This is a genomic window from Methyloligella sp. GL2, from assembly GCF_013341275.1.
Taxonomy (GTDB): Bacteria; Pseudomonadota; Alphaproteobacteria; order Rhizobiales; family Methyloligellaceae; genus Methyloligella.
Genome location: NZ_CP054476.1, coordinates 942,810 through 964,958, shown reverse-complemented (window position 1 = coordinate 964,958; position 22,149 = coordinate 942,810). Strand labels below are relative to the sequence as shown.

The 22,149-nt window shown below is 63.0% G+C and carries 21 protein-coding genes and 1 tRNA gene; 10 read left to right on the top strand and 12 right to left on the bottom strand.

Annotated elements, in window-relative coordinates:
* Positions 1 to 10: 10 nt before the first annotated feature.
* From HT051_RS04530 to ykgO, 6 genes are all read right to left on the bottom strand, one after another.
* Positions 11 to 1,405, bottom strand: a complete 1,395-nt coding sequence (locus tag HT051_RS04530; protein ID WP_174540928.1) for an APC family permease — start codon at positions 1,403 to 1,405, stop codon at positions 11 to 13.
* Positions 1,402 to 1,581 carry a hypothetical protein gene (locus tag HT051_RS04525; protein ID WP_174540927.1) on the bottom strand — a complete coding sequence of 60 codons (180 nt, stop codon included), beginning with the start codon at positions 1,579 to 1,581 and terminating at the stop codon, positions 1,402 to 1,404. The genes HT051_RS04530 and HT051_RS04525 overlap by 4 nt, the downstream gene beginning before the upstream one ends.
* A gap of 9 nt (positions 1,582 to 1,590) precedes the next feature.
* A complete protein-coding gene (locus HT051_RS04520) occupies positions 1,591 to 1,992 on the bottom strand; it encodes a hypothetical protein (RefSeq protein ID WP_174540926.1) in 402 nt (133 codons plus the stop codon).
* Positions 1,993 to 1,996: 4 nt separating this feature from the next.
* The gene (locus HT051_RS04515; protein WP_174540925.1) at positions 1,997 to 2,317 is read right to left on the bottom strand and encodes a hypothetical protein; all 321 of its coding nucleotides are present in this window, start codon (positions 2,315 to 2,317) and stop codon (positions 1,997 to 1,999) included.
* Between the two features lie 190 nt (positions 2,318 to 2,507).
* On the bottom strand, positions 2,508 to 3,386 hold the full coding sequence (locus tag HT051_RS04510; protein ID WP_174540924.1) for a tetratricopeptide repeat protein: 879 nt from the start codon (positions 3,384 to 3,386) through the stop codon (positions 2,508 to 2,510).
* 118 nt (positions 3,387 to 3,504) lie between these two features.
* Entirely contained in the window at positions 3,505 to 3,630 is a 126-nt protein-coding gene (gene ykgO, locus HT051_RS04505) for a type B 50S ribosomal protein L36 (protein WP_174542865.1), read from the bottom strand.
* A 228-nt stretch (positions 3,631 to 3,858) separates the two neighbouring features.
* On the opposite strand from ykgO, the gene HT051_RS04500 reads away from it, so the two are divergent.
* The 5 genes from HT051_RS04500 (at position 3,859) to HT051_RS04480 (ending at position 6,466) form a co-directional block, all read left to right on the top strand.
* The gene (locus HT051_RS04500) at positions 3,859 to 4,419 is read left to right on the top strand and encodes a nitroreductase (protein ID WP_174540923.1); all 561 of its coding nucleotides are present in this window, start codon (positions 3,859 to 3,861) and stop codon (positions 4,417 to 4,419) included.
* 15 nt (positions 4,420 to 4,434) lie between these two features.
* The gene (locus HT051_RS04495; protein ID WP_174540922.1) at positions 4,435 to 5,151 is read left to right on the top strand and encodes an SOS response-associated peptidase; all 717 of its coding nucleotides are present in this window, start codon (positions 4,435 to 4,437) and stop codon (positions 5,149 to 5,151) included.
* Between the two features lie 23 nt (positions 5,152 to 5,174).
* Positions 5,175 to 5,561, top strand: coding sequence for a DUF4345 domain-containing protein (locus HT051_RS04490; protein ID WP_174540921.1), 387 nt, complete (start codon positions 5,175 to 5,177; stop codon positions 5,559 to 5,561).
* Between the two features lie 276 nt (positions 5,562 to 5,837).
* A complete protein-coding gene (locus HT051_RS04485) occupies positions 5,838 to 6,092 on the top strand; it encodes a type II toxin-antitoxin system HicA family toxin (RefSeq protein WP_174540920.1) in 255 nt (84 codons plus the stop codon).
* Entirely contained in the window at positions 6,089 to 6,466 is a 378-nt protein-coding gene (locus tag HT051_RS04480; RefSeq protein WP_174540919.1) for a type II toxin-antitoxin system HicB family antitoxin, read from the top strand. The genes HT051_RS04485 and HT051_RS04480 overlap by 4 nt, the downstream gene beginning before the upstream one ends.
* A 122-nt stretch (positions 6,467 to 6,588) precedes the next feature.
* Here HT051_RS04480 and HT051_RS04475 read toward each other — a convergent pair.
* A tRNA-Val gene (locus HT051_RS04475) sits at positions 6,589 to 6,663 on the bottom strand.
* A gap of 99 nt (positions 6,664 to 6,762) precedes the next feature.
* The gene (gene cpdR, locus HT051_RS04470) at positions 6,763 to 7,125 is read right to left on the bottom strand and encodes a cell cycle two-component system response regulator CpdR (RefSeq protein ID WP_174542864.1); all 363 of its coding nucleotides are present in this window, start codon (positions 7,123 to 7,125) and stop codon (positions 6,763 to 6,765) included.
* A 514-nt stretch (positions 7,126 to 7,639) separates the two neighbouring features.
* Between cpdR and HT051_RS04465 the strand changes: the two genes are divergently transcribed.
* Both HT051_RS04465 and hisN read left to right on the top strand, forming a co-directional pair.
* A complete protein-coding gene (locus HT051_RS04465; RefSeq protein WP_174540918.1) occupies positions 7,640 to 8,539 on the top strand; it encodes an N-formylglutamate amidohydrolase in 900 nt (299 codons plus the stop codon).
* Between the two features lie 387 nt (positions 8,540 to 8,926).
* A complete protein-coding gene (hisN, locus tag HT051_RS04460; protein WP_246810229.1) occupies positions 8,927 to 9,646 on the top strand; it encodes a histidinol-phosphatase in 720 nt (239 codons plus the stop codon).
* Positions 9,647 to 9,683: 37 nt separating this feature from the next.
* On the opposite strand, the gene HT051_RS04455 is transcribed toward hisN, so the two are convergent.
* Entirely contained in the window at positions 9,684 to 10,673 is a 990-nt protein-coding gene (locus tag HT051_RS04455) for an alpha/beta fold hydrolase (RefSeq protein WP_174540917.1), read from the bottom strand.
* Between the two features lie 254 nt (positions 10,674 to 10,927).
* On the opposite strand from HT051_RS04455, the gene HT051_RS04450 reads away from it, so the two are divergent.
* From HT051_RS04450 to HT051_RS04440, 3 genes are all read left to right on the top strand, one after another.
* Positions 10,928 to 11,389, top strand: coding sequence for an Hsp20 family protein (locus HT051_RS04450; RefSeq protein ID WP_174540916.1), 462 nt, complete (start codon positions 10,928 to 10,930; stop codon positions 11,387 to 11,389).
* Between the two features lie 741 nt (positions 11,390 to 12,130).
* Complete coding sequence (gltB, locus tag HT051_RS04445; protein WP_246810174.1) at positions 12,131 to 16,810, top strand: glutamate synthase large subunit; 4,680 nt, start codon at positions 12,131 to 12,133, stop codon at positions 16,808 to 16,810.
* Positions 16,811 to 16,935: 125 nt separating this feature from the next.
* Positions 16,936 to 18,354 (top strand): glutamate synthase subunit beta, encoded by a 1,419-nt coding sequence (locus HT051_RS04440; protein ID WP_174540914.1) that lies wholly within the window; start codon positions 16,936 to 16,938, stop codon positions 18,352 to 18,354.
* 281 nt (positions 18,355 to 18,635) lie between these two features.
* Here HT051_RS04440 and HT051_RS04435 read toward each other — a convergent pair whose 3' ends face one another.
* The 3 genes from HT051_RS04435 to HT051_RS04425 are packed head-to-tail and all read right to left on the bottom strand — an operon-like array spanning position 18,636 to position 22,149.
* A complete protein-coding gene (locus HT051_RS04435) occupies positions 18,636 to 19,136 on the bottom strand; it encodes a hypothetical protein (RefSeq protein ID WP_174540913.1) in 501 nt (166 codons plus the stop codon).
* Between the two features lie 10 nt (positions 19,137 to 19,146).
* A complete protein-coding gene (locus tag HT051_RS04430) occupies positions 19,147 to 20,625 on the bottom strand; it encodes an MBOAT family protein (RefSeq protein WP_174540912.1) in 1,479 nt (492 codons plus the stop codon).
* 12 nt (positions 20,626 to 20,637) lie between these two features.
* A complete protein-coding gene (locus HT051_RS04425) occupies positions 20,638 to 22,149 on the bottom strand; it encodes a GDSL-type esterase/lipase family protein (protein ID WP_174540911.1) in 1,512 nt (503 codons plus the stop codon).

The following is a 22,149-nucleotide window of genomic DNA, read 5'->3' as shown; positions in this document are numbered from 1 at the left end:
ACATGCATGGTCAGTAATTCGCCGGCCGCGGCCAGGCCATGGTGAACTGATCGCCCCGCGCCACGTACCTGTAGCGGTGCAGCGCGAACCAGATCGAGGCGATGATGTAGAACACCAGGATCGAGATCAGCTGTGCGCCGTAGCCCAGATAGGTCGCGAAATAGGTCGCAAGGCAGAGCGTCAGCAGCATCAAGGCCGGCACCGGATGGAACGGGTGCACATAGCCCCGGTCGATCGAGCCGAGCGGCCAGCTCCGCCTGAACTTCATGACGTTGATCGACATGAAGGTGTAGCCGAGCAGACCCGACAGGATCGAGAAGGTGATCACCTGATCCAGCAACCCGGTGAAGGCGAAGGACACCGCGATCGGGATCAGGAACACGATGGATCGGAACGGCGTCCGGTAGCGCGGATGCACGGCGCCGAACCAGATCGGCATGTACTTGTCGCGCCCCATCGAGAACCAGGCCCGCGCCGCATCGTTGATGCAGCCATTGGCCGAGGCGATCGCGGCGAATAGCGTGCCGATGAACAGCAAGCTCTGCAGGAAGGGACTCCCCGTCATCCGCGCCGTGTCGTAGAGCGGCACCACGGATTGTCCGAGATACTCCCAGGGCAACAGCCCCGAAGCCACGAACCAAGTGAGCGATGCGGCGATCAGCAGCGTGATCATGCCCAACATCGTGCCCAGCGGGATCGAACGGCCCGCGCTGCGCACCTCTTCCGCCGCCTGGCAGGTGCCCTCGATACCGAGATAGTACCACATGCCGAATTGCAGCGCCGCGACGACGCCGATCCAGCCATAGGGCAGCCCCGTCAGGAGCTCGCGGTGGAAGATGGTCTGGCCTTCCTGCCAGGGCTGGATCCCGAAGAACAGCACGATGATGGCGACGAAGGCCACCGCCGTGATCAGGAAGTTCACCGTCAGCGTCATCAGAACGCCGCGGTAATTCAGCCAGGCGAGGAACGCAATGGTCAGCACCACGAAGGCCCGCGGGTCGAGCCCCACCGCCCCCGTCTCAACGCCGATCTGATGGATCAGATCGCCCACCACCAGCGCATCGGCCGCCTCCAGCATGGTGTAGGCCATGACCAGATAGAGGCCGACATTGAAGGCCATCAGCGGCCCGATAATGTGCTTGGCCTGGGTGTATTGCCCGCCCGCGGCGGCGACCGTGGAGGTGACCTCCGAGTCGATCATCGCCACGCAGGTATAGAGCAGGCCGATGACCCAGCAGGCGATCAGCGAGCCGAGCGCGCCGCCTTTCGCCACCGAGAAGTTCCAGCCCATATACTCGCCGACCAGCACGATGCCGACGCCGAGCGCCCAGACATGGGTCGGGCCGAGAACCTTGAGAAGGAATAGCCGGTCTTTCTCCGGCGCTTGCGCAACAGTGTCGCTCATTGCCGCCCCTCCTCTTCTTCGGCTTCATGCAGAAGTTCGTCCTCGCCCTCCCGCGCGCTGAGCAGGAAGCTTTCGCTGTAGTTCTGCCCAACGCGGATCACATCGAACAGCATCCAGCCCAAAAGCAGGCCGGAGATGCCCCACGCCACGTAAGTGGCGATGCTCCAGATTGTCATGCTTGCCCCCTAGCGCTGCCGTTTGCCGAAACGCTCGTCGATCACCTCCCGGTATTCCTTCTCCGAGAACGTCAGCACGAAGATGAAATACCCGATCAGAATCGCGGCGGTGATGCCGAGTGACCAAGGCTCGATGGTGTAGTCGAAGCGGTCGTTGATGATCTCGCCTGCGCTGGCGGGATCGAAACCGAGCTTCTCCCATTGCTGCTGCATCACGGCGTTCTGACCTAGGGACTCCCAGGTCGCCTCCTGCACAGCGGCGGCAGTCTCCGGCGGCGGCGTCTCTTCTCCGTTGCCGAAGTTGAACAAGAGCGGCAGCATCAGGCTGCCATAGACGATTGCGATCAGGAAAACGCAGTCGATGAATTGGCCGAGGCGGCTTTGCTTCGGCGGCTGATAGATTTTCGCCATGACACTACTCCACCAGCTGACGGTCGAGCCGACCGGTCGCCTTCAGTTTCTTGAGAGCATCGGCATGACGAATGTCGAGGCCGTAGATATCCTCTTTGTCGGCGGCGTAGTGCCGGATCATCGCGATGATGGAAGAGGTGTTGAAGATCAGCACGGCGGCACCGGCCACCCCGATCGCGATCTTCACATTGTTATCCTCCACCAGCGGTGTGATGGCGAAGAATACGAATAGGACCACTGCCCAAAGCAGCGCGACAAAGCCAAATGCCCAGGCCTTGTCACCCCGGAATAGGGCATCGATCCGCTCCGAATGGGTGCGGTTCATAGCGTTGATTTCCTCCCTTGAACGCCCGGGATTCGTTTTTTTATGGTTTCCCGAGAGGAAAGATTATTTCCTCACATTCTCGAGGTTGTCAATGTGTCGCAGGGAGAGAAAAGTGGATAGCGGCGGCGGGCAGGGCCGGAACGGGACCCGAACGGTCGGATCAAGCCGTTGATATAAAGCGATTAATCGCTCAGATATCCTGCCCTTCGATTTCGCGCGAAAGATCGTCCACAGCAGCTTGCGCCGGCACCAGATACGGATTGACCTTCAGCGCCTTGCGGAAGACGGCGAGCGCCGCTTTCTTCTGGCCCAAGCTTTCCAGCACGCGGCCGAGCCCGCAAATCGCCTGGTAATGCCGGGGATCCAGCGCCAGCACATGGCGGAGGTCGGACAGCGCCTCGCCGTGCTCGTTGCGCAGGTAGTGCACCATGGCCCGCTGATGCCAGACCTCGGCGGCATTCGGCTCAAGCTCGATCGCCGCATCGAGAATCGCCAAGGCGAGCTCGTATTCGGAAATCTCCTCGAACATCTCCGCCCGGACCAGCAGAAGGTCGATGGTCGGGCTGCCGGTCTGATGCCAGATATCGCTGATCGCCGATTCGATATGTTCGGCCGCTTGCGCATCGCTGCTTTCGGCCAGCGCATCGTAGAGCTGAGCCAAGATCTCCGCCCGCGCCTGCGGATCGGCCAGCACCTCGTCTGAGCCGGCGAGCGGTGGCGGCGGCACCATGGCGCCGTCCGGCGCCGGGATCGGATCGCCCGCGGCGGCAGGCTCCTCGCCCGGCATCGGTGCAAGCTCCCGCTCGCGCAGGCCCGCAAGCGGCCCGACCGTGGCAAGGCGCCAATCAAGGCGCCAATCCGGTACATGGGAGCCCGGTGCAAAACCGGGATGAGCCTCGGCGGAGGCGCCGAATGCGGCCGCGCCGATCAGCGCCGCAGCGAGCCAGACGGCAAGACGGTTTCCGCCGGAGGAAACCGCCGGGCGGAGACGCGCCTGACCTAAAAACCGGTCTTCAAGCTGAAGGGAAACCGCGCGGCAAGGCCGCTTTCCCCATAACCGCGTGCTCATGGAAGAAGCGTACTTGCCGGCCGGCTCGGCCGTCAAAGCAATTCGGAAAAGGTCAAAAATCCGATTTTCATAAACCGGACGAAGCAAGGCGCAGAGCGTCTCGCTTTGGCTGTATGCCTTAGCCCTGGCGCGCTTTGAAGCGGCGATTGACCTTGTTGATAACGTAAAGGCGGCCGCGGCGGCGCACCACGCGATTGGCCCGGTGGCGCGAGCGCAAAGCCTTGATTGAGTTCTTGATTTTCATGGCGCGAGCTTTCCGCGATTCCGTCGTCTCTAAACGAGTCTCTAAATGAAAATCGCCCCCCTGATGCACAGGACGGCGCAATTGCGGCGGACCATAAGGAGCGCCGCACGGCCTGTCAACGCCAAGACCAAAGGTCGCGCCCGCCGCGTCGAAACAAACCATCGGCTCTTGCAATTGTTATCGCCTAAAAGTTAAGCACAGAAGCTCGCAACCAGAGGGAAGCCTCCTATGGATCTGACCCAGGCGATCTATCGGCGCCGCGCCGTGCGCGAGTTCACAGAGAAGCCCGTCGACGAGAAGACGATTCGGCGGCTGATCGATGCCGCCGTCCAAGCGCCCAGTGCGATCAACCGCCAGCCTTGGAGCTTCTGCGTCGTGCGCGATAAGGCGGTGCTGTCCAAGATCTCGGAAAACGCCAAGACGCATCTTTTGGAGACCGCCCCGCCGGACCTGGAATCTCCGCATATCCAGGACATGCTGCGGGATAAGAGCTTCGACATCTTCTACGGCGCGCCGGCCCTGATCGTCATCGCCGCGGAAGGCCCCTCCGAATGGGCGGTCGAGGATTGCACCCTGGCGGCCCAAAATCTGATGCTGGCGGCCTGCAATATCGGCGTGGGCTCCTGCTGGATCGGCCTGGCGCAAAGCTGGCTCCGCAGCGAAGACGGCGTGAAGACCCTGGAGCTTCCCGAGGGGCATGTTCCCGTCGCCCCGATCATCATCGGCTACCCGCCGGTCTGGCCGCCCGAGGTGCCCCGGCAAAGCCCCGACATCCGATGGATCGGCTGACGAGGCAGTGATGCCATGTGCGGACGGATCATCCAGACCTCGGAGCCTTTCCGCCTCGCCATCGTAGACGGGCTGGATGTGCGCGAAGACAACCGCGGTAACGTGCCGAGGCGCTTCAACGGAGCGCCGAGCCAAGAGCTGCTGATCATTCGCGAAAACCACAAGACGAATGAGCGCTCCCTCGACCTCATAAAATGGGGGCTGATCCCCCATTGGTGCCGCGAGTCGGACGGCGGCCGGAAACCTATCAACGCCAAGGCGGAGACCGTCACGCGCCTGCCCTCCTTCCGCGAGGCCTACGCCAGGCGCCGCTGCATCGTCCCCGTCGACGGCTTCTTCGAATGGCAGGCGATCAAGGGCGGCCCCAAGCAGCCTTACGCGGTGATGATGAAGGACGGATCGCCCTTCGGCCTCGCCGGGCTATGGGAGAATTGGCGCAACCCGAAAACCGGCGAATGGGAGCGCAGCTTCGCCGTCATCACCGTGCCGGCCAACGAACTTATGGCACAGATTCACGACCGCATGCCCGCAATCCTGACGCCGGACAGCTACCAGCGCTGGCTCGGGCCGGAGCCCGACCCGCACGACCTCCTGATCAGCTATCCCGCCGAGCCGATGATCTTGCGGCCGATCTCCACGCGGGTGAACAAGCCGGAGAACGACGATCCGTCTATATTGCAGCCGGTCGGCGCAGCCATCGAGATGCCGGCCGCCAAGCGGCGCACGGGCTGACAGATAAAAAGGGGGAAACCAAGATGAAAGCGGCAAAGCTGAAACGCGGCTTCCTGATCGTGGCTTTCGCCGCGGTGTCGATCATCGCAGCCGGCTACGGCATCGATCCGGACTGGTTCGCCAAGACCTTCCTCGGCCTCGGCCAGCTCGATGTCAGCCTCGCCCATATTTGCCGCGCGGTCATGGGCCTCTATCTGGCGCTCGCCGTCTTCTGGCTGGTTTGCGCCCTCCGCAACACCCACAAGGACGCTGCGATCCTGACCGTCATGATCTTTGCCGGCGGGCTTCTCGCCGGGCGGCTCTTGAGCTTCGCGGTGGACGGGGAGCCGGCACCGCTGCTGATCGTCTATGCCGCGATGGAGCTAATCACCGTCCCGCTCGCCTGGTGGATCTACAAGCTGCCCGAATGAGCGCCGCCGCCAACGCAGGGCGGCCGCATCTCCCAGCCAGGCGGGCCGAGGACCGGCGATCTCTTTAGGTGGGAACCCCGAGAAGCAATGCTGAGCGCGACTGGGATCGAACCGGGGTCCCTACGATGTCAACGTAGCGGAAGTCCCCGAACCGCTCATGGGCGGTTTTTTCAAGAGGATCTACGGCACGGACGGGTGAACGCACCAGAGGCAAGAGCCGTATGAGTGATATCATTTTTTAGTTTCACATTCGGAGCGATATCATATAATGATACCATGAATAGCCGGCAGAAAAAGACCCTCGCCGCAGTCTTCGCAGAGCCCGTCAAAGGCAATGTCGCTTGGAACGATATCGAGAGCTTGCTGGTCGCCGCCGGAGCAACGCTGATCGAGGGAAGCGGCTCGCGGGTCCGGTTCGAGAAAGATGGCATCGTCGCCACTTTTCACCGCCCTCACCCAGCGAAGGAAGCCAAGCGGTATCAGGTCAAGGATGCCCGCGCCTTCCTAAAACAGATTGGAGTGACAGCATGAGCAATGTAATGAGCTACAAGGGCTACATGGCCCGCATCGAATATGATGACGAAGATCGCCTAATGGTCGGACACATCGCCGGCATCAGCGATATTGTCGGCTTTCATGCCGAGACGGTTGCAGATCTTCACGCCGCGTTCGAGGAAGCCGTCGACGACTATCTCGCGACCTGCAAGGCGGCCGGCAAGGATCCTCAGCGCCCCTATTCGGGAAAATTCATGCTGCGGCTCGATCCGGAGCTGCACCGCAAGGCGGCCGTCGCGGCGGAGCTCGCCGGCGTTAGCCTCAACCAATGGGCAGAGGACGCCATCGCATCGGCAGTGGACGAAGCAGAGAAAGAGAATATGAGAGAGGCACCGCGGTCGGCCGCCTAACCCTCTCAACCTTACTCGATCACCCGCACGTCCAAGATTATCCGCCAATCGGCCAATGGCGGCTCCGCAGCACCGGCCATATTGGCCGATGGGCTTAATGCTTTGATCCGACAGGAAGGAAATGGTGGGCGGCACTGGGATCGAACCAGTGACCCCTACGATGTCAACGTAGTGCTCTACCGCTGAGCTAGCCGCCCTATACCTCGGGTCGAGGACCGCTTCTATATCGGGTGAATGGCGGGCAAGGCAACCCGGTATTGTCGCCCACGTGAAGAAGAAACCGGAAACCCGCCGCTTCAGCAGGTCTCTAGAATGCGCTCCACCTCGTTGACCAGGTCTTTCAGGTGGAACGGCTTGGACAGGATCTTGGCGTCTTTCGGCGCCTGATTGTCCGGATTGAGCGCCACGGCCGCAAAGCCGGTGATGAACATGATCTTGATGTCGGGATCCAGCTCGGTGGCCCGTCGGGCCAGCTCGATACCGTCCATCTCGGGCATCACGATATCGGTCAGAAGCAAGGTGAAGGGCTCCTCCCGCATCCGGTCGTAAGCCTCCAGCCCATTGCCGAAAGCGACCACGTCGAAGCCGGCACGATTGAGCGCGTTGACCAGGAAGCGCCGCATATCGTCGTCGTCCTCAGCCAAAAGAATCCGCTGCAGACTGCGCGCTCTCGGATCGTTCGCTACCATCCCATTCCCCCTAAATACTCACGGCGCTTTCGCCTCTTCGCCCGTCAACAAGGGCATCCCGGCGAATACACCAATCCGGTAAAGGACCCCTTGCCAAACCGGATACCAAACCAGGCGAACCCGGATTTCCGGGCGGGTGCGGCGTTCGGCCACTCATCATATCACAGGGAAACGCCCCCGTTCCCTCGGCCAGCGGCCCCAAGCGCGGCCTCTTAGAGATCCGATCATTGCGTCTATTTCCCCGGCGCACAAGCCATAAGACGCCTAGACAGAATTGATCCCGGTTGGCACAGTTTGAGCGCTTATGTCGTTTTTGTAAGGCGCCCTGCCCGCGTGAGTGAGCGGCGGACATATCGGGAATTGCCGGGCCATTTCGGTGCGGCAAGAAAACGATGCGGCGTTAGGTCGGTTTTACGGTAAGTCGGTTTAGACTTTTGTCCGTCATAATACGGACAGCGTAACAAAGGATCGGCAAGGAACCAGGATGCACCCCGACGAGGCTGACTCGATCAGGACCGAGCTCGACCCGGCCTTCGAGATCAAACGGCCCACCGAGACGACACTTCCCCTTATCTTCAATTCGCCCCATAGCGGGCGGGTCTATCCGAAGAGCTTTCTTGCCGCCTCGAAGCTCGATCCGCTGACCTTGCGCCGGTCGGAGGATTGCTTCGTCGACGAGCTGTTCGGCTTCGTCACCGGCTTCGGCGCGCCGCTTCTGATGGCGCATTTCCCGCGCGCCTATCTCGACGTGAACCGCGAGCCTTACGAGCTCGATCCGGTGCTGTTCGGCGACGGGCTGCCCCACTACGCCAACACCCAGTCGGTCCGCGTGGTCGGCGGACTCGGCACCATCGCCCGCATCGTCTCCGAATCCGACGAGATCTATCGCGAGCCGCTTTCCGTGGCCGCCGCGCTGGAGCGCATCAATCTGATCTACGCGCCCTATCACGAAACGCTGAACGGGCTTCTCACCGAGGCCCAGGCCAAGTTCGGCGCCGCCATCCTGATCGACTGCCACTCCATGCCCTCCAGCCCGATGGCCGACTATAACGGCGTGCGTCCCGACTTCGTGCTCGGCGACCGCTACGGCACCGCCTGCCATGCCGAGCTGATCCAGCTCGCCGCGCAGCAGCTTCGTTCTCTGGGATATGTGGTCAGCCTGAACAAGCCTTACGCCGGCGGCTACATCACCGAGCATTACGGCCGGCCGCAGCAGGGTCGCCATGCGCTGCAGGTGGAGATCAACCGGGCGCTCTATATGGACGAGAGCAGCTTTGCCAAAACCTCGGGCTTCGCTCGCCTGGAAGCCGATCTGCACCAGATGGTGCAAGCCCTCATCGCCTATGCCGGCGGCCTCGAGCTGCCGCGCGCCGCAGCCGAATAACCCGCGCTTTCAGCTCAATGCAAATGACAAGAAAAAAGGGCCGTTCGAAAGGATCCGAACGGCCCAAGTCTAGGGAGGAAACGCCCAAGGAGGGCAGCGACATAACAATCCGTTATGCCGCGTTGCAACAATATGTCATTGCGACGCACAAAAAGCAAGTTTATGCGACAGTCGGGTGGCATTCCTAGAACAGTGGTGCAAATTAGCCATACTCCCTCTAGGAAACCTCGGCATTTTCAACCAGCTATACGGAGACAACTGAAAAATGAACGTTGAATTCCTGGGGAAAACTGGCCTAGGGAGGTACAACTGACCTCTCCGTCCGAACCCGATTTCCCTGGCTTTCTAAGCCTTGCTCAGGCGCTTGCCAATGGCGCAGCCTCGGTCATTTTGCCGCGTTTCCGCGCGGGGATCGCCACAACCGATAAGGGAGAGAGCGGCTTCGATCCGGTCACCGAGGCCGATCGCGAAGCCGAACGCGTGATGCGCAGCCTGATCGGCAAGCGCTTTCCCGACCATGGAATCATCGGCGAGGAGTTCGGCGTCGAGAACGAGGATGCCCCGTTCTGCTGGATCCTCGATCCCATCGACGGCACCCGCGCCTTCATTATGGGCCAGCCCATCTGGGGCACTTTGATCGGCCTCCTTCAGGACGACGCGCCGATCCTCGGCATGATGGACCAGCCCTTCACCGGCGAGCGGTTCTGGAGCGACGGCAAGGAAGCCATCTATCAGCGCGGCAAGACCGAGCAGCTGATGCAGACGCGGAGCTGCGCCTCGCTCGAGGAAGCGCTGCTCGGCACCACGGCACCGGAGATGTTCAGCCCCGAAGAGGCGGAGCGTTTTGGCGTGCTCGCCGACAAGGTGCGCTTACGGCGCTATGGCGGCGACTGCTACAATTACTGCCTGCTCGCTCTCGGCCAGATCGATCTCGTCGCCGAGTCCGATCTCCAGCCTTACGACATCGTGCCGCTGGTTCCGATCATCGAGGCGGCCGGCGGCGTGGTCACCACCTGGGATGGCGGCAGTCCGCGGAACGGCGGCCGGATACTGGCTGCCGGCGACCCGAGCCTGCACGAGAAGGCCCTCGCCATTCTCAATCCGTAGACAAGACGCCGCGTAAGCAAGACGTCGCGGCGAACGCCTAGACCGCGACCTTCAGCTTTGCGCCGGGAATGAAGGCATCGAACGCGGCCCAGAATTCCTGCCGGATGGAGTCTTTTTCCTGCAGGATTTCGTGGCGCGCGCCGGGCAGCACGATCTTGTCGCCGATCTTGAGCCGTTCGGCGAGCCGCTCGATCGCCTTGTTGGAGACGATGGCATCATTGCCGGCCGCCACCATCAGCACCGGCACGCGCAGCTGCTTGGGGAAATCGTCATGGGCGAGCTCGCCCATGATCTTGAAGGCAGCGCTGAGCCAGCCGAAGGTCGGCGGCCCGATCTCCAGCTCCGGCGCAGTCTTGATCACCGAAAGATTGCGGGCAAAGCGCTCAGCATCGGAGGTCAAAGGGTTGCCGTCGAAATGCTGCGTCTGCCGATACATCTTCATGCCGCCCGGCACCGCAACCCGGGAGAAGCCGGTGAGGCTTAGGCCCTTCGCCACCGCGCCCGTCAGCCCCGGCGAAACCGGAAGCTGCTCGACGCCGAGCATCGGCCCGGTCAGCACCATACGGTCGAACCAGCTCCCGCGCATCGTCGCCGCCTTCAGCGCGATCGCCCCGCCCATGGAATGGCCGAGCACGTAATAGGGCGGCGGGCAATCCGGCAGCACCACCTCGTTCATCAGCTTGAAGATATCGGCGCTATAGTCGTCGAAGCTGCGGACATGGCCTTTCAGCCGGTTGAAGCAAAGATGGGTGGAGCCGCCCTGCCCGCGCCAATCCAGCGTCGCGACGGCGAAACCCCGCCGCCTAAGCTCGCCCACCACCTCGAAATATTTCTCGATGAATTCGGTGCGACCCTGGAAGATGCACACCGTGCCATGACGCTCGCGCAAGGCCGACGGCCAGATCGCATAGCGGACATGAACTTTGTGGAACCGCCGCGAGAGATCCAGCATCCCGACCTTGCCGCCGATCGGAACCGGATTTTGCGGCGTGCCGACCAGTGCCGCCTGCGGTTGATCCTTCGCCATTGAAAATGCCCCTCGATGTGCCGCGCGCACCCGCCTCTCACTTCTTTACAGCAACGCGTTCAGCCTGTGGGCGAGTTTGCCGGTTTTCCGCAGAAAAAATTTGTTTCTCGTTTGATTTCAGCACCCTAGAAATCTTGATCGGCACGGCATTGCTCCCCATATCTCACCCTGTGTAGGCCGCAACAGGCTGCATGCTTTCCGTCCGGCTCCGCTCGGAGCGGACATTCCATATCGCTTCTGAAGGAGGATGTGAGATGAGACAATTCGATTTGGCCCCGCTTTACCGCTCCACCATCGGCTTCGACCGCCTCGGCTCGTTGCTCGATACGCTGAGCTCGCTCGAGGGCGATGCCCCGAGCTATCCCCCCTACAATATCGAGCGCGTCGGCGAGCACGAATACCGCATTTCCATGGCGGTCGCCGGCTTCGCCGAGCCCGATCTCAATATCGAGGTGAAGGAGCACGTTCTGTCGGTACGCGGCGACAAGACCGAGGGGAAGGAGGACACCACCTTCCTTCATCGCGGCATCGCCTCGCGCAGCTTCGAGCGCCGCTTCCAGCTCGCCGATCATGTCGAGGTAACCGGCGCGGCACTGGAGAACGGCCTGCTTCATATCGATCTGAAACGTGAGATCCCGGAGGCTATGAAGCCCCGCACGGTTCCGATCACCAGCAAGGCGGAAACGCCGAAAGTGATCGACAGCAAGGCCGCGTAAATCCGGCGAGCTTCCGAACGCATCAACCGAAAAACGCAGAGGGGTGCGGTCTATAGAGACCGCACCCCTCTTTGTTGCAGGTGCTATGGGAAAACCTGCGAACGTCGTCCGCCCCAGACACGCTGGACATTCGCCTGAAGCGATAAGAGGGATCATAGGGAGGACCCTTTACGCGAATCTTAATTTTTGAGGATTTTCTCGGCGAGATTTGGCGCCAACAAACGATACTAACTTATTGAATAACATATAAGTTCATCGTTTTTCATATTTGTTAACGTTGAGCGGGCGGCACCAAAAATCGGACGTTTTTCGCCGCACAACGCCAAATTTCGTCGTTTTTTCGCCAGGAATCTAAACGTTCCCCCAGCGCCGGACTTTCGTCTTGTGCGGTCAGGGGAATTCTGGCATTTTGGGAGGGAATAGGACAGGTTTGCTGACCTTTGTCGTGTCCGCAATCGCGGCGCATAAGAGCGTTGCGCGCGGATCGCACACGAAAGGGTCTCTTCAGCCTTGCCCCCTCACAAAAATGGGGTATGCCGGTAGCCAATGCCGGCGGCTGGGGTCGCGCAAGCCAGTACTGACTTGCGAGCCAAGCAGCTTCGGCGTTGAATTAACAGCTGATCTGCAAATCTAACATGGGTAGGTCATGCCGGTAATCTCCAAGGAGAACGCTTGCCTTGAGCGATGCCAGCATGGCTGTGTTTTCGAGCTGTAATGAAAATCCGCAATCACAGTTTGGGTATGAAGGAAAACACACCGAAGGAATTTCCCGAAGCGCAAGGACTCTATGATCCGCGCAATGAGCACGATGCTTGTGGCGTGGGCTTCGTGGCCGATCTCAATGGCCGACGCAGCCACGAGACGATCGAGCAGGGTCTGCAGCTTCTGGTGAACCTCACCCATCGGGGTGCGGCTGGCGCCGATCCGCGCTTTGGCGACGGAGCCGGCATGCTGCTGCAGATCCCGCATGAGTTCTTTGTCGAGGTGTGCCCGTTTCAGCTGCCCGAGCCCGGCGAATACGCCGTCGGCCAGCTCTTCATGCCGCAGAACCAGGCGCAGCGCATCTATTGCCAATCCACCGTCGAGCGCATCATCGAGGCGGAGGGGCTGAAGCTGCTCGGCTGGCGCGACGTGCCGACCGACAATTCCTGCCTGCCGCCGATCGTCATCGAGACCGAGCCGTTCCACCGCCAGGTGTTCATCGGCCGCGGCGCCGGCATCGAGGATGAGGACGACTTCGAGCGGAAGCTCTATATCGTCCGCAAATCCATCGCCAACACCATCAATGGCGATACCGGCGGCCACGATATCGGTTTCTATACCGTCTCCATGTCCTGCCGCACCGTCGTCTATAAGGGCATGTTCCTGGCCTATCAGCTCGGCGCCTATTACGCCGACCTGCATCATCCGAAGATGGCCTCGGCCCTGGCCCTGGTGCATCAGCGCTTCTCGACCAACACCTTCCCGTCCTGGAAGCTGTCGCATCCCTATCGCATGGTCGCCCATAACGGCGAGATCAACACGCTGCGCGGCAATGTGAACTGGATGGCGGCGCGCCAGGCGTCCGTATCCTCGCCCCTGTTCGGCGAGGATATCGAGAAGCTGTGGCCGATCTCCTATGACGGCCAGTCCGACACGGCCTGCTTCGACAATGCCTTGGAGTTCCTGGTTCAGGGCGGCTACAGCCTGCCGCACGCGGCGATGATGCTGATCCCGGAAGCCTGGGCCGGCAACCCGCTGATGGATGCCAAGCGCAAGGCTTTCTACGAATACAACGCCTGCCTGATGGAGCCGTGGGACGGCCCCGCCGCCGTCGCCTTTACCGATGGCCGCCGCATCGGCGCAACGCTGGACCGCAACGGCCTCCGCCCGGCCCGCTACCTCGTCACCGAGGACGGCATGGTGGTGATGGCCTCGGAGACCGGCGTGCTGCCCGTGCCGGAAGAGAAAATCGTCCAGAAATGGCGTCTGCAGCCGGGCAAGATGCTGCTCATCGACCTCGAGAAGGGCTGCATCATCTCCGACGAGGAGATCAAGGCGGAGCTTGCCGCCGCGCATCCCTATCAGGAATGGCTGAACAAGACCCAGATCGAGGTCAACGACCTGCCGGGGCCGGAGAATGGCGACAGCCACCTGCCGCCGACCAATGTCGGCCTGCTCGACCGCCAGCAGGCCTTCGGCTACACCCAGGAAGCGATAAAGGCGCTGATGGCGCCCATGGCCGAGGTGGGCCAGGAGGCGGTCGGCTCCATGGGCACCGACACGCCGATCTCGGCGCTGTCCAGCAAGCCCAAGCTGCTGCACAGCTATTTCCAGCAGAACTTCGCCCAGGTGACCAACCCGCCGATCGACCCGATCCGCGAGGAGCTAGTCATGTCGCTGGTGACCTTCATTGGTCCCCGGCCGAACCTGCTCGACCTGGAAGGCACCGCCAATCAGAAGCGTCTGGAAGCGGCGCAGCCGATTCTCACCAATGAGAATCTGGAGCGCATCCGCTCCATCGGCGATGTGGCGGACAACCAGTTCCACACCGTGACCCTCGACATCACCTATCCGGTCGAGAAGGGCGCGGAAGGAATGGAAGATGCGCTCGATGCGCTGTGTCAGGAAGCCGAGACCGCTGTCCGCCGCGGCGAGAATATCATCGTCCTGTCCGACCGCACCGTCGGCCCGGCCCGGCTGCCGATCCCCTCGCTGCTGGCCACCAGCGCCGTGCATCATCACCTGATCCGCCAGGGCTTGCGCACCTCGGTCGGCCTCGTCGTGGAGACCGGCGAAGCCTTCGAGATCAATCAGTTCTGCACCCTGGCCGGCTATGGCGCCGAGGCGATCAATCCTTATCTGGCGTTCGAGACCATCGAGGAAATCGCCGAGGATCTGGACGAGGAGCTGACGCCGAAGGAAGCGGTGAAGCGCTACGTCAAAGGCATCAACAAGGGCATTCTCAAGGTCTGCTCAAAGATGGGCATCTCGACCTATCAGTCCTATTGCGGTGCGCAGATCTTCGACGCTGTCGGGCTTCGTTCCGATTTCATCGAGAAATATTTCACCGGCACCCATTCCCAGATCGAGGGCGTTGGGCTGGAGCAGATCGCGGCCGAGGCTTTCGAGCGTCACCGCCTTGCCTTCTCCAACGCGCCGGTGTTGAAGAACGCCCTAGCCGTCGGCGGCGAATACAATTTCCGCATCCGCGGCGAGGCTCATATGTGGCGCCCCGAAGTGGTCGCCGATCTGCAGCATTCGGTGCGCGGCAACCTGCCGGAGAAATACCGCGAGTTCGCCCAGCGCGTGAACGAGCAGTCCGAGCAGCTCCTCACCTTGCGCGGCATGTTCCGCATCAAGAATGCCGAGGAGATCGGGCGCGAGCCGGTGCCGCTGGACGAGGTCGAACCGGCCACCGAGATCGTCAAGCGCTTCGCCACCGGTGCCATGTCCTACGGCTCCATCAGCCGCGAGGCCCACACCACCCTGGCCATCGCCATGAACCGCATCGGCGGCAAGTCCAATACCGGCGAGGGCGGCGAGGAGCCCGACCGCTTCACGCCCATGCCCAACGGCGATTCCATGCGCTCGGCCATCAAGCAGGTGGCGTCGGGACGCTTCGGCGTCACCACCGAGTATCTGGTCAATTCCGACATGATCCAGATCAAGGTGGCGCAAGGCGCCAAGCCCGGCGAAGGCGGCCAGCTTCCCGGCCATAAGGTCGATTCCATCATCGCCAAGGTGCGCCATTCGACGCCCGGCGTGGGTCTGATTTCGCCGCCGCCGCATCACGACATCTATTCGATCGAGGATCTGAAGCAGCTGATCTACGATCTGAAGAACGTGAACCCGATCGCCGATATCTCGGTGAAGCTGGTCTCCGAGATCGGCGTCGGCACCGTCGCGGCGGGCGTCGCCAAGGCCAAGGCAGATCACGTCACCATCGCAGGCTTCGAAGGCGGCACGGGCGCATCGCCCCTGACCTCCATCAAACATGCCGGCAGCCCCTGGGAGCTCGGCCTCGCCGAGACCCAGCAGACGCTGGTGCTCAACGATTTGCGCAGCCGCATCGCCGTTCAGGTCGATGGCGGTTTCCGCACCGGCCGCGACGTCATCGTCGGCGGTCTGCTCGGCGCCGACGAGTTCGGCTTCGCCACTGCGCCGCTGATCGCGGTCGGCTGCATCATGATGCGCAAATGCCATCTGAACACCTGCCCGGTCGGCGTCGCCACGCAGGACCCGGTGCTGCGCAAGCTGTTCACCGGCAAGCCGGAGCATGTGATCAACTACTTCTTCTTCGTCGCCGAAGAGGTGCGAGAATACATGGCCGCGCTCGGCTTCCGCAGGTTCGACGAGCTGATCGGCCACTCCGACATTCTCGATAAAAGCAAGGCCATCGACCACTGGAAGGCGCGCGGTCTCGACTTCACCCGCATCTTCCACAAGCCGGAGGTGCCGGCCGGCGTCTCCGTCCACAATACCGAGCGTCAGGATCACGAGCTGGAAGAGGTTCTCGACCGCAAGCTGATCGATATGTGCCGCCCGGCTCTGGTGGAGAAGCAGCCGGTCAAGCTCGACCTGCCGATCAAGAATATCGACCGTACCGCCGGCGCTATGCTGTCGGGCGAGATCGCCAAGCGCTATGGCCATAAGGGCCTGTCCGAGGACACCGTCTGGATCACCTTGCGCGGCTCCGCCGGCCAGAGCTTCGGCGCCTGGGTGGCGCAAGGCGTGACCCTCGATCTGGTCGGCGAAGGCAACGACTATGTCGGCAAGGGCCTCTCCGGCGGCCGGCTGATCGTGCGCCCGCCGGAAAACACCCGGATCGTGCCGGAAGAGTCCATCATCGTCGGCAACACCGTGCTCTACGGCGCCATTGCCGGTGAATGCTACTTCCACGGCGTTGCCGGCGAGCGCTTCGCCGTGCGCAACTCCGGCGCCATCGCCGTTGTCGAAGGCACCGGCGATCACGGCTGCGAATACATGACCGGCGGCGTTGTCGTCGTGCTCGGCGGCACGGGCCGCAACTTTGCGGCCGGCATGTCCGGCGGCATCGCCTATGTTCTGGACGAGGCCGGCGATTTCGAGAACCGCTGCAACCTCGCCATGGTCGACCTCGAGCCGGTCCCGGCCGAGGACAGCCTGAACGCCAGAAGCCGCCATCAATCGGGCGACATGGAGAGCCACGGCATGGTGGATTTCTCCGACATGACCCGCTTCGATGCCGAGCGGCTGCGCCAGCTGATCGAGAACCACCTGCACTACACCGGCTCCGGCCGCGCCAAGGCGATCCTCGACAATTGGGACGACTATCTGCCGAAATTCGTCAAGGTCATGCCGGTCGAGTACCGCCGCGCCCTGGAAGAGATGGCGCGCGCGCAAGTCGCCGACGAAACTGGCATGGGCGAGCTGGAGCTCGGCCTCGGCGAGGCGAAATAGCGAGCAAGCAATGAGCATGGCGAGTGGCCTGCCGGTAAGGTGAGGCCTCGGCGCCGGACTGCGAGTGAACGAAACGAGAGATGAGAGCCGGCGCGGCCAATGCCCGCCGGAAGGATGGGAACAGCATGGGTAAGGTCACGGGCTTCCTCGAGATCGACCGTCAGGAGCAGAGCTACGAGCCGGCCGCCGATCGCGTGCGCCATTACCGCGAGTTCGTGAATCCGCTGCCCGACACCGACGTGGTGCGCCAGGCCGCCCGCTGCATGGATTGCGGCATTCCCTATTGCCATCAGGGCTGCCCGGTGAACAACCAGATCCCCGACTGGAACGATTTGGTCTATCACTCCGATTGGGAGGTGGCGGCGCAGAACCTCCACTCCACCAACAACTTCCCGGAAGTGACGGGCCGCGTCTGCCCGGCGCCTTGCGAGGCCGCCTGCACGCTGAACATCACCGACAACCCGGTGACCATCAAATCCATCGAATGCTCCATCGCCGACAAGGCGTTCCAGGAAGGCTGGATCACGCCGCAGCCGCCCGAGCAGAAGACCGGCAAGAAGGTCGCCGTCGTCGGCGCCGGCCCTTCCGGCATGGCCGCCGCGCAGCAGCTCGCCCGCGCCGGCCACGAGGTGCATCTGTTCGAGAAGAACGCCAAGCCCGGCGGCCTGCTCCGCTACGGCATCCCGGACTTCAAGATGGAAAAGCACATCATCGACCGCCGCCAGACGCAGATGGAGGCCGAAGGCGTCGTCTTCCGCTGCAACACCCATATCGGCAAGGACGTGCAGGCCGAGGAGCTGGTGCGCGATTACGATGCCGTGGTGCTGACCGGCGGCTCGGAGCACCCGCGCGATCTTCCCATCGAGGGCCGCGACCTGTCCGGCATCCACTTCGCCATGGACTTCCTCACCCAGCAGAACCGCCGCGTCTCCGGCGAGCCTCTGGGCGATGTCGAGCCGATCGGCGCCAAGGGCAAGCATGTGGTGGTGATCGGCGGCGGCGATACCGGTTCCGACTGCATCGGCACCTCGTTCCGCCAGGGCGCGGTCTCCGTCACCCAGCTGGAGATCATGCCGATGCCGCCGGAGAAGGAAGACAAGGCGATGACCTGGCCGCACTGGCCGCTCAAGCTGCGCACCTCCTCCAGCCAGGCGGAAGGCGCGATCCGCGACTTCTCCGTCTCCACCAAGCACTTCATCGGTGAGGACAACACGGTGACCGGGCTGGAATGCGTGCGCCTGGACGAGCAGATGAAGCCGATCCCCGACACCGAGTTCCACCTCAAGGCGGATCTGGTGCTGCTCGCCATGGGCTTCGTCCATCCGGTCAAGCAAGGCATGCTCGAAGCCCTCGGCCTGGAGCTCGACCCGCGCGGCAATGTGAAGGCCGACACCCTCGCCTATCAGACCTCGAAGGAGAAGATCTTCGCTGCCGGCGATATGCGCCGCGGCCAGTCTCTGGTGGTCTGGGCCATCCGCGAGGGGCGCCAGGTGGCGCATGCGGTCGACAAATTCCTCATGGGCCACACCGACCTGCCGCGCTAAGCGGTCAAAATAACACCGGCTGAGGGGAAAACGACCCCCACCCCAACCCTCCCCCTTTTAGGGGGAGGGAGTTCGTCCCCCTACGGCCGCGCGCAACCTCTTCTCGTCATCGCCGGCCGCCTTCACCTCTCCCCGGCGGGGAGAGAGAGTTTGGGCACGGCGTCATCCCGGCGAACGCCGGGATCCAGCAACAATCTCGGAGCTCTTGGTTGGATGCCGGCTGTTGCCGGCATGACGGTGCCCGTACACCCTCTCCCTGAAAGAGAAGCGATGGAGGAGGGTCAATCGGCGCTCCCAACACCACCCGGAACATCGCTCGCCGCAGCCGGCAGCGAGCCGGTGGTCATCGGATCGGCGCCGCCGCGGGCAATGGCGTCGTCCGCCTCACCTCGCCTGAACAGCCCCGCCACATCGGACCAGCGCGCCGCCTGCGCGGTGCTGGCGATGTCCTGCAGATCGGCCATCAGCGCCTTGGCGCCGAGTTTCTCCATCGCCCGGTCCCAGCCCTCCGCCAGCACCAGAACCGGCCGGAACATCGGCTGCTCGGCAAGGTCCCAGGCATAGGATTTCATCCCTTCGGAGTTGAACACCGCGAGGATCAATGCGGCGGTCATCAGCGCCAGCAGCATGCCCCGCCTCGCCTTGCGCGTGATCAGATGCGCCGGCGGCTTGGGCTTTTCGGCCACCCGCCGTTTGGCCTTGCGCGCGCGTGCCTCCGCCGCCGCCTTGGCGCGGGCGGGCTCGAGAAAATAGCTCCTCCGGAACTCCAACACGAACGACATCAGACGGAACTCAGAACTGGAAATAGATGAAGGGGGCGACGCCCGGCGGCGCGATACCCCAGATCAGAAGAAGACCGAAGCCGAGAACGGCGCCGAGCCCCAGCGGCCCCAGGCCCTCCAGCTTGGCGGCGATCCGCGCCGTCAGATCCTCGGAGACGAAATGCGCCGCCAGGGAGAAGAACACCAGCGCCACCAGGAACGGCGTCGCCAGCTCCACCGGCCCGGACCAATCGGTCAGCCCCTGCAAATAGGAGAGCGCATAGTCCAGCGACTCGGAGCGGAAGAAGATCCAGGCGAGGCAGACGATATTGAAGGTGAGCAGCACGCCCACCGCGGTCTTGAAGGCTTGGGTCACCGGCGGCAGCCCAGCGGCGAGCGCCGCGCTCCCCTTCCCACCCCCGCCGACAGCCACAGTGCCGCTGCGCGCCGGCACACGCAGGCGGATCGCCCGCTCCGCCACCAGCGCCAGCCCGTGAATACCGCCCCAGATCAGGAAGGTCCAGGCCGCCCCGTGCCAGATCCCGCCGAGCAGCATGGTGATCATCAGATTGCGGTGGGTCTTGGCCTCGCCGTGATGGCTGCCGCCGAGCGGCTTGTAGAGATAATCGCGCAGCCAGGTGGAGAGCGAGATATGCCAGCGCTGCCAGAATTCGCGCAAAGACGCCGCGCGGTAAGGCTGCAGGAAATTGGCTTTGAAATGGAAGCCGAGCAGCGCCGCCACGCCGATGGCTATATCGCTATAGCCGGAGAAGTCGCAATAGATCTGCACCGCATAACCGTAGAGCGCCAGCAGCAGATCCGGCCCGGAATAGGCGTCGGGCGCGAAGAACACGTCGTCCACCAGGAGCGTCGCCAGATAATTGGCGATCACCATCTTCTTGAACAGGCCGAGCAGGATCAGCACGATCCCCTTCGCCACCATGGAAGGCTCGAGCTTCGGCTCCTCTTTCAGCTGGGGGAGGAAATCCGCCGCCCGCACGATGGGTCCGGCGACCAGCTGCGGGAAGAAGGAGATATAGAGGAAGACGTCGAGCGGGTTCTCCTCCGGCGTCACATGCTTCCGGTAGACATCCACCACATAGGAGATGCCCTGGAAGGTGAAGAAGGAGATGCCGATAGGCAGGATGATCTCCAGGAAGGGCAGATCGCGCTGCCAGCCGGCCTGATCCAGCAGGCTGGCCAGGGAATCCAGGAAGAAGCCGTAATATTTGAAGAAGCCGAGAATGCCGAGATTGAGGGCGACGGCGATGGCGAGAAGCTGGCGCTTGGCCCGATCCGCCTCGGTGGTCGCGATCAGCCGTCCGGCCACGTAGTTGATCAGCGAGCTTGCCGCCAGCAGCGTGGCGAAGCGCCAATCCCAATAGCCGTAGAACAGATAGCTCGCCGCAACGAGGAAAGTTTTGCGCCCCTCGGGGCGGCTGCGCAGCTCCCAGGCGACCGCGAACACCACAAGAAAGAACAAGCCGAAATCGAGGGTCGGGAACAGCATCGCGCGCGCCCTCTAATTCTCGGCCGAGGGGCTGGGCGCCGCCCCGTCCTCAGAGGTGATCGCGCTGGTCTTGGCGCCGGGGCTTGCGGGCATCGCCTTATAGGTCTCGTAGCCCGCCATCAGCGTATCGAACACCGCTTGTCCGACCTTCTCCGAGCCCAGATCGCTTAAGTGCACATGATCGGGCAACGCCAAGCGCGGCTCGGCGAGCGCCCAGCGATGAATGCCGCACGGTCCGCCCATCGGGGCGGAGAGGTCGAGATACTCGGCGCCGGTCTCCTCGGCGATCGTCTTCAGCCGCGCCCGCACCCCGGCGAGCTTGGGCGGCGGGAACCAGCGCGCCAGCGCATCGCTCTTGTCCGAGACATAGCTCTGATAATTCTGCAGCTCGGCGGAGCTGAGCGGACGGCAGGGCGCCTCCAGCGCCCCGTCATATTTGGCGTAACCCGGCATCCGCGCCCCATCCAGCGGCCCGAGGATCAAAATCGTCGCCTTCGGGGCCGCCTGCCGGATCGTCGCCAGAAGGTCGCGATAGGTGGCCTCGTAGGCATCGAGATCGAGCCCGTCCTGGAAGCCTTCATTGGTGCCGTAGCCGAGCACGATAAGCTGCGGACTAAGAGCCGCGATATCGTCCCTGACCAGCGCCTTGTCCCAGCGCCGCGTGGTCAAAGCCGAGGCGCCCGGAATGCCGAGATTGACGTAGCGCAGCCCCGGCGCGCCGCTTTCGGTGGAAAGCCCCAGCACCGTTACCGGTCCGTCCCCCGCCGGCGCGATGGAGAAGGACGATCCGCCCTTCAGCGCCACGCGTTTGATGCCTCGGCTCTCGCTCCCCGTGGCGATGCTCTGCCGGCTGTCCCCTTGCGTGACGATCGCGCTGCCCTGCCCCGGCCCGGTGAGCAGTTCCACACTGGCCGAGGCGAACGGCTTCTCCGCTGTCAGCGTCAGCTTGGCGTCCGGCTTCGACGCCGTCAGGCTCACCCCGGTGACGCCATAGACGCCGTCCTCGTTCAGGCTGTTCAGCGCGGTCCAGTCGCCACTTTTTTCGAAGCTCACCCCGCGCGCTTTGTAATAGGGAAACGGAAAGCCCGGCATCACCAGCCCGCGCCCGGCATTCCCGAAGCGCGCCTGCAGCAGATCGCGCAGCGTACCGGTCATGCGGTCGGCGGCGATATGGCTGTCGCCAAGATGCAGCACGCTCACGGCTTGCCCCGCCCCGGAGGGCGCCGTCTCCAGCGCGCGGAGATCGCCGTAGAACGAGCCATCGGGCTTGGCGGGAACGCGCTTGCGCTTCGCCTTGCTGCTGACCTGCTCCGGCGGCTGCAGGCCGCTGACATCGACCTGCTCCCCGTCTTCGCCTTGCCAGAAGCTGGCCTCATCGCCCGGCCCGTCGACCAGAAGATGCACGGCAAAGAACCCGATCGCCCCCAGCCCGAGACAGGCGGCGATCAGCCCGGCAAGCCGCAGGCTGCGCCCCGCACCGCGGCGGGGCTTCCCGTTCGATCCTGGATCTTGCGGAGCATCCAT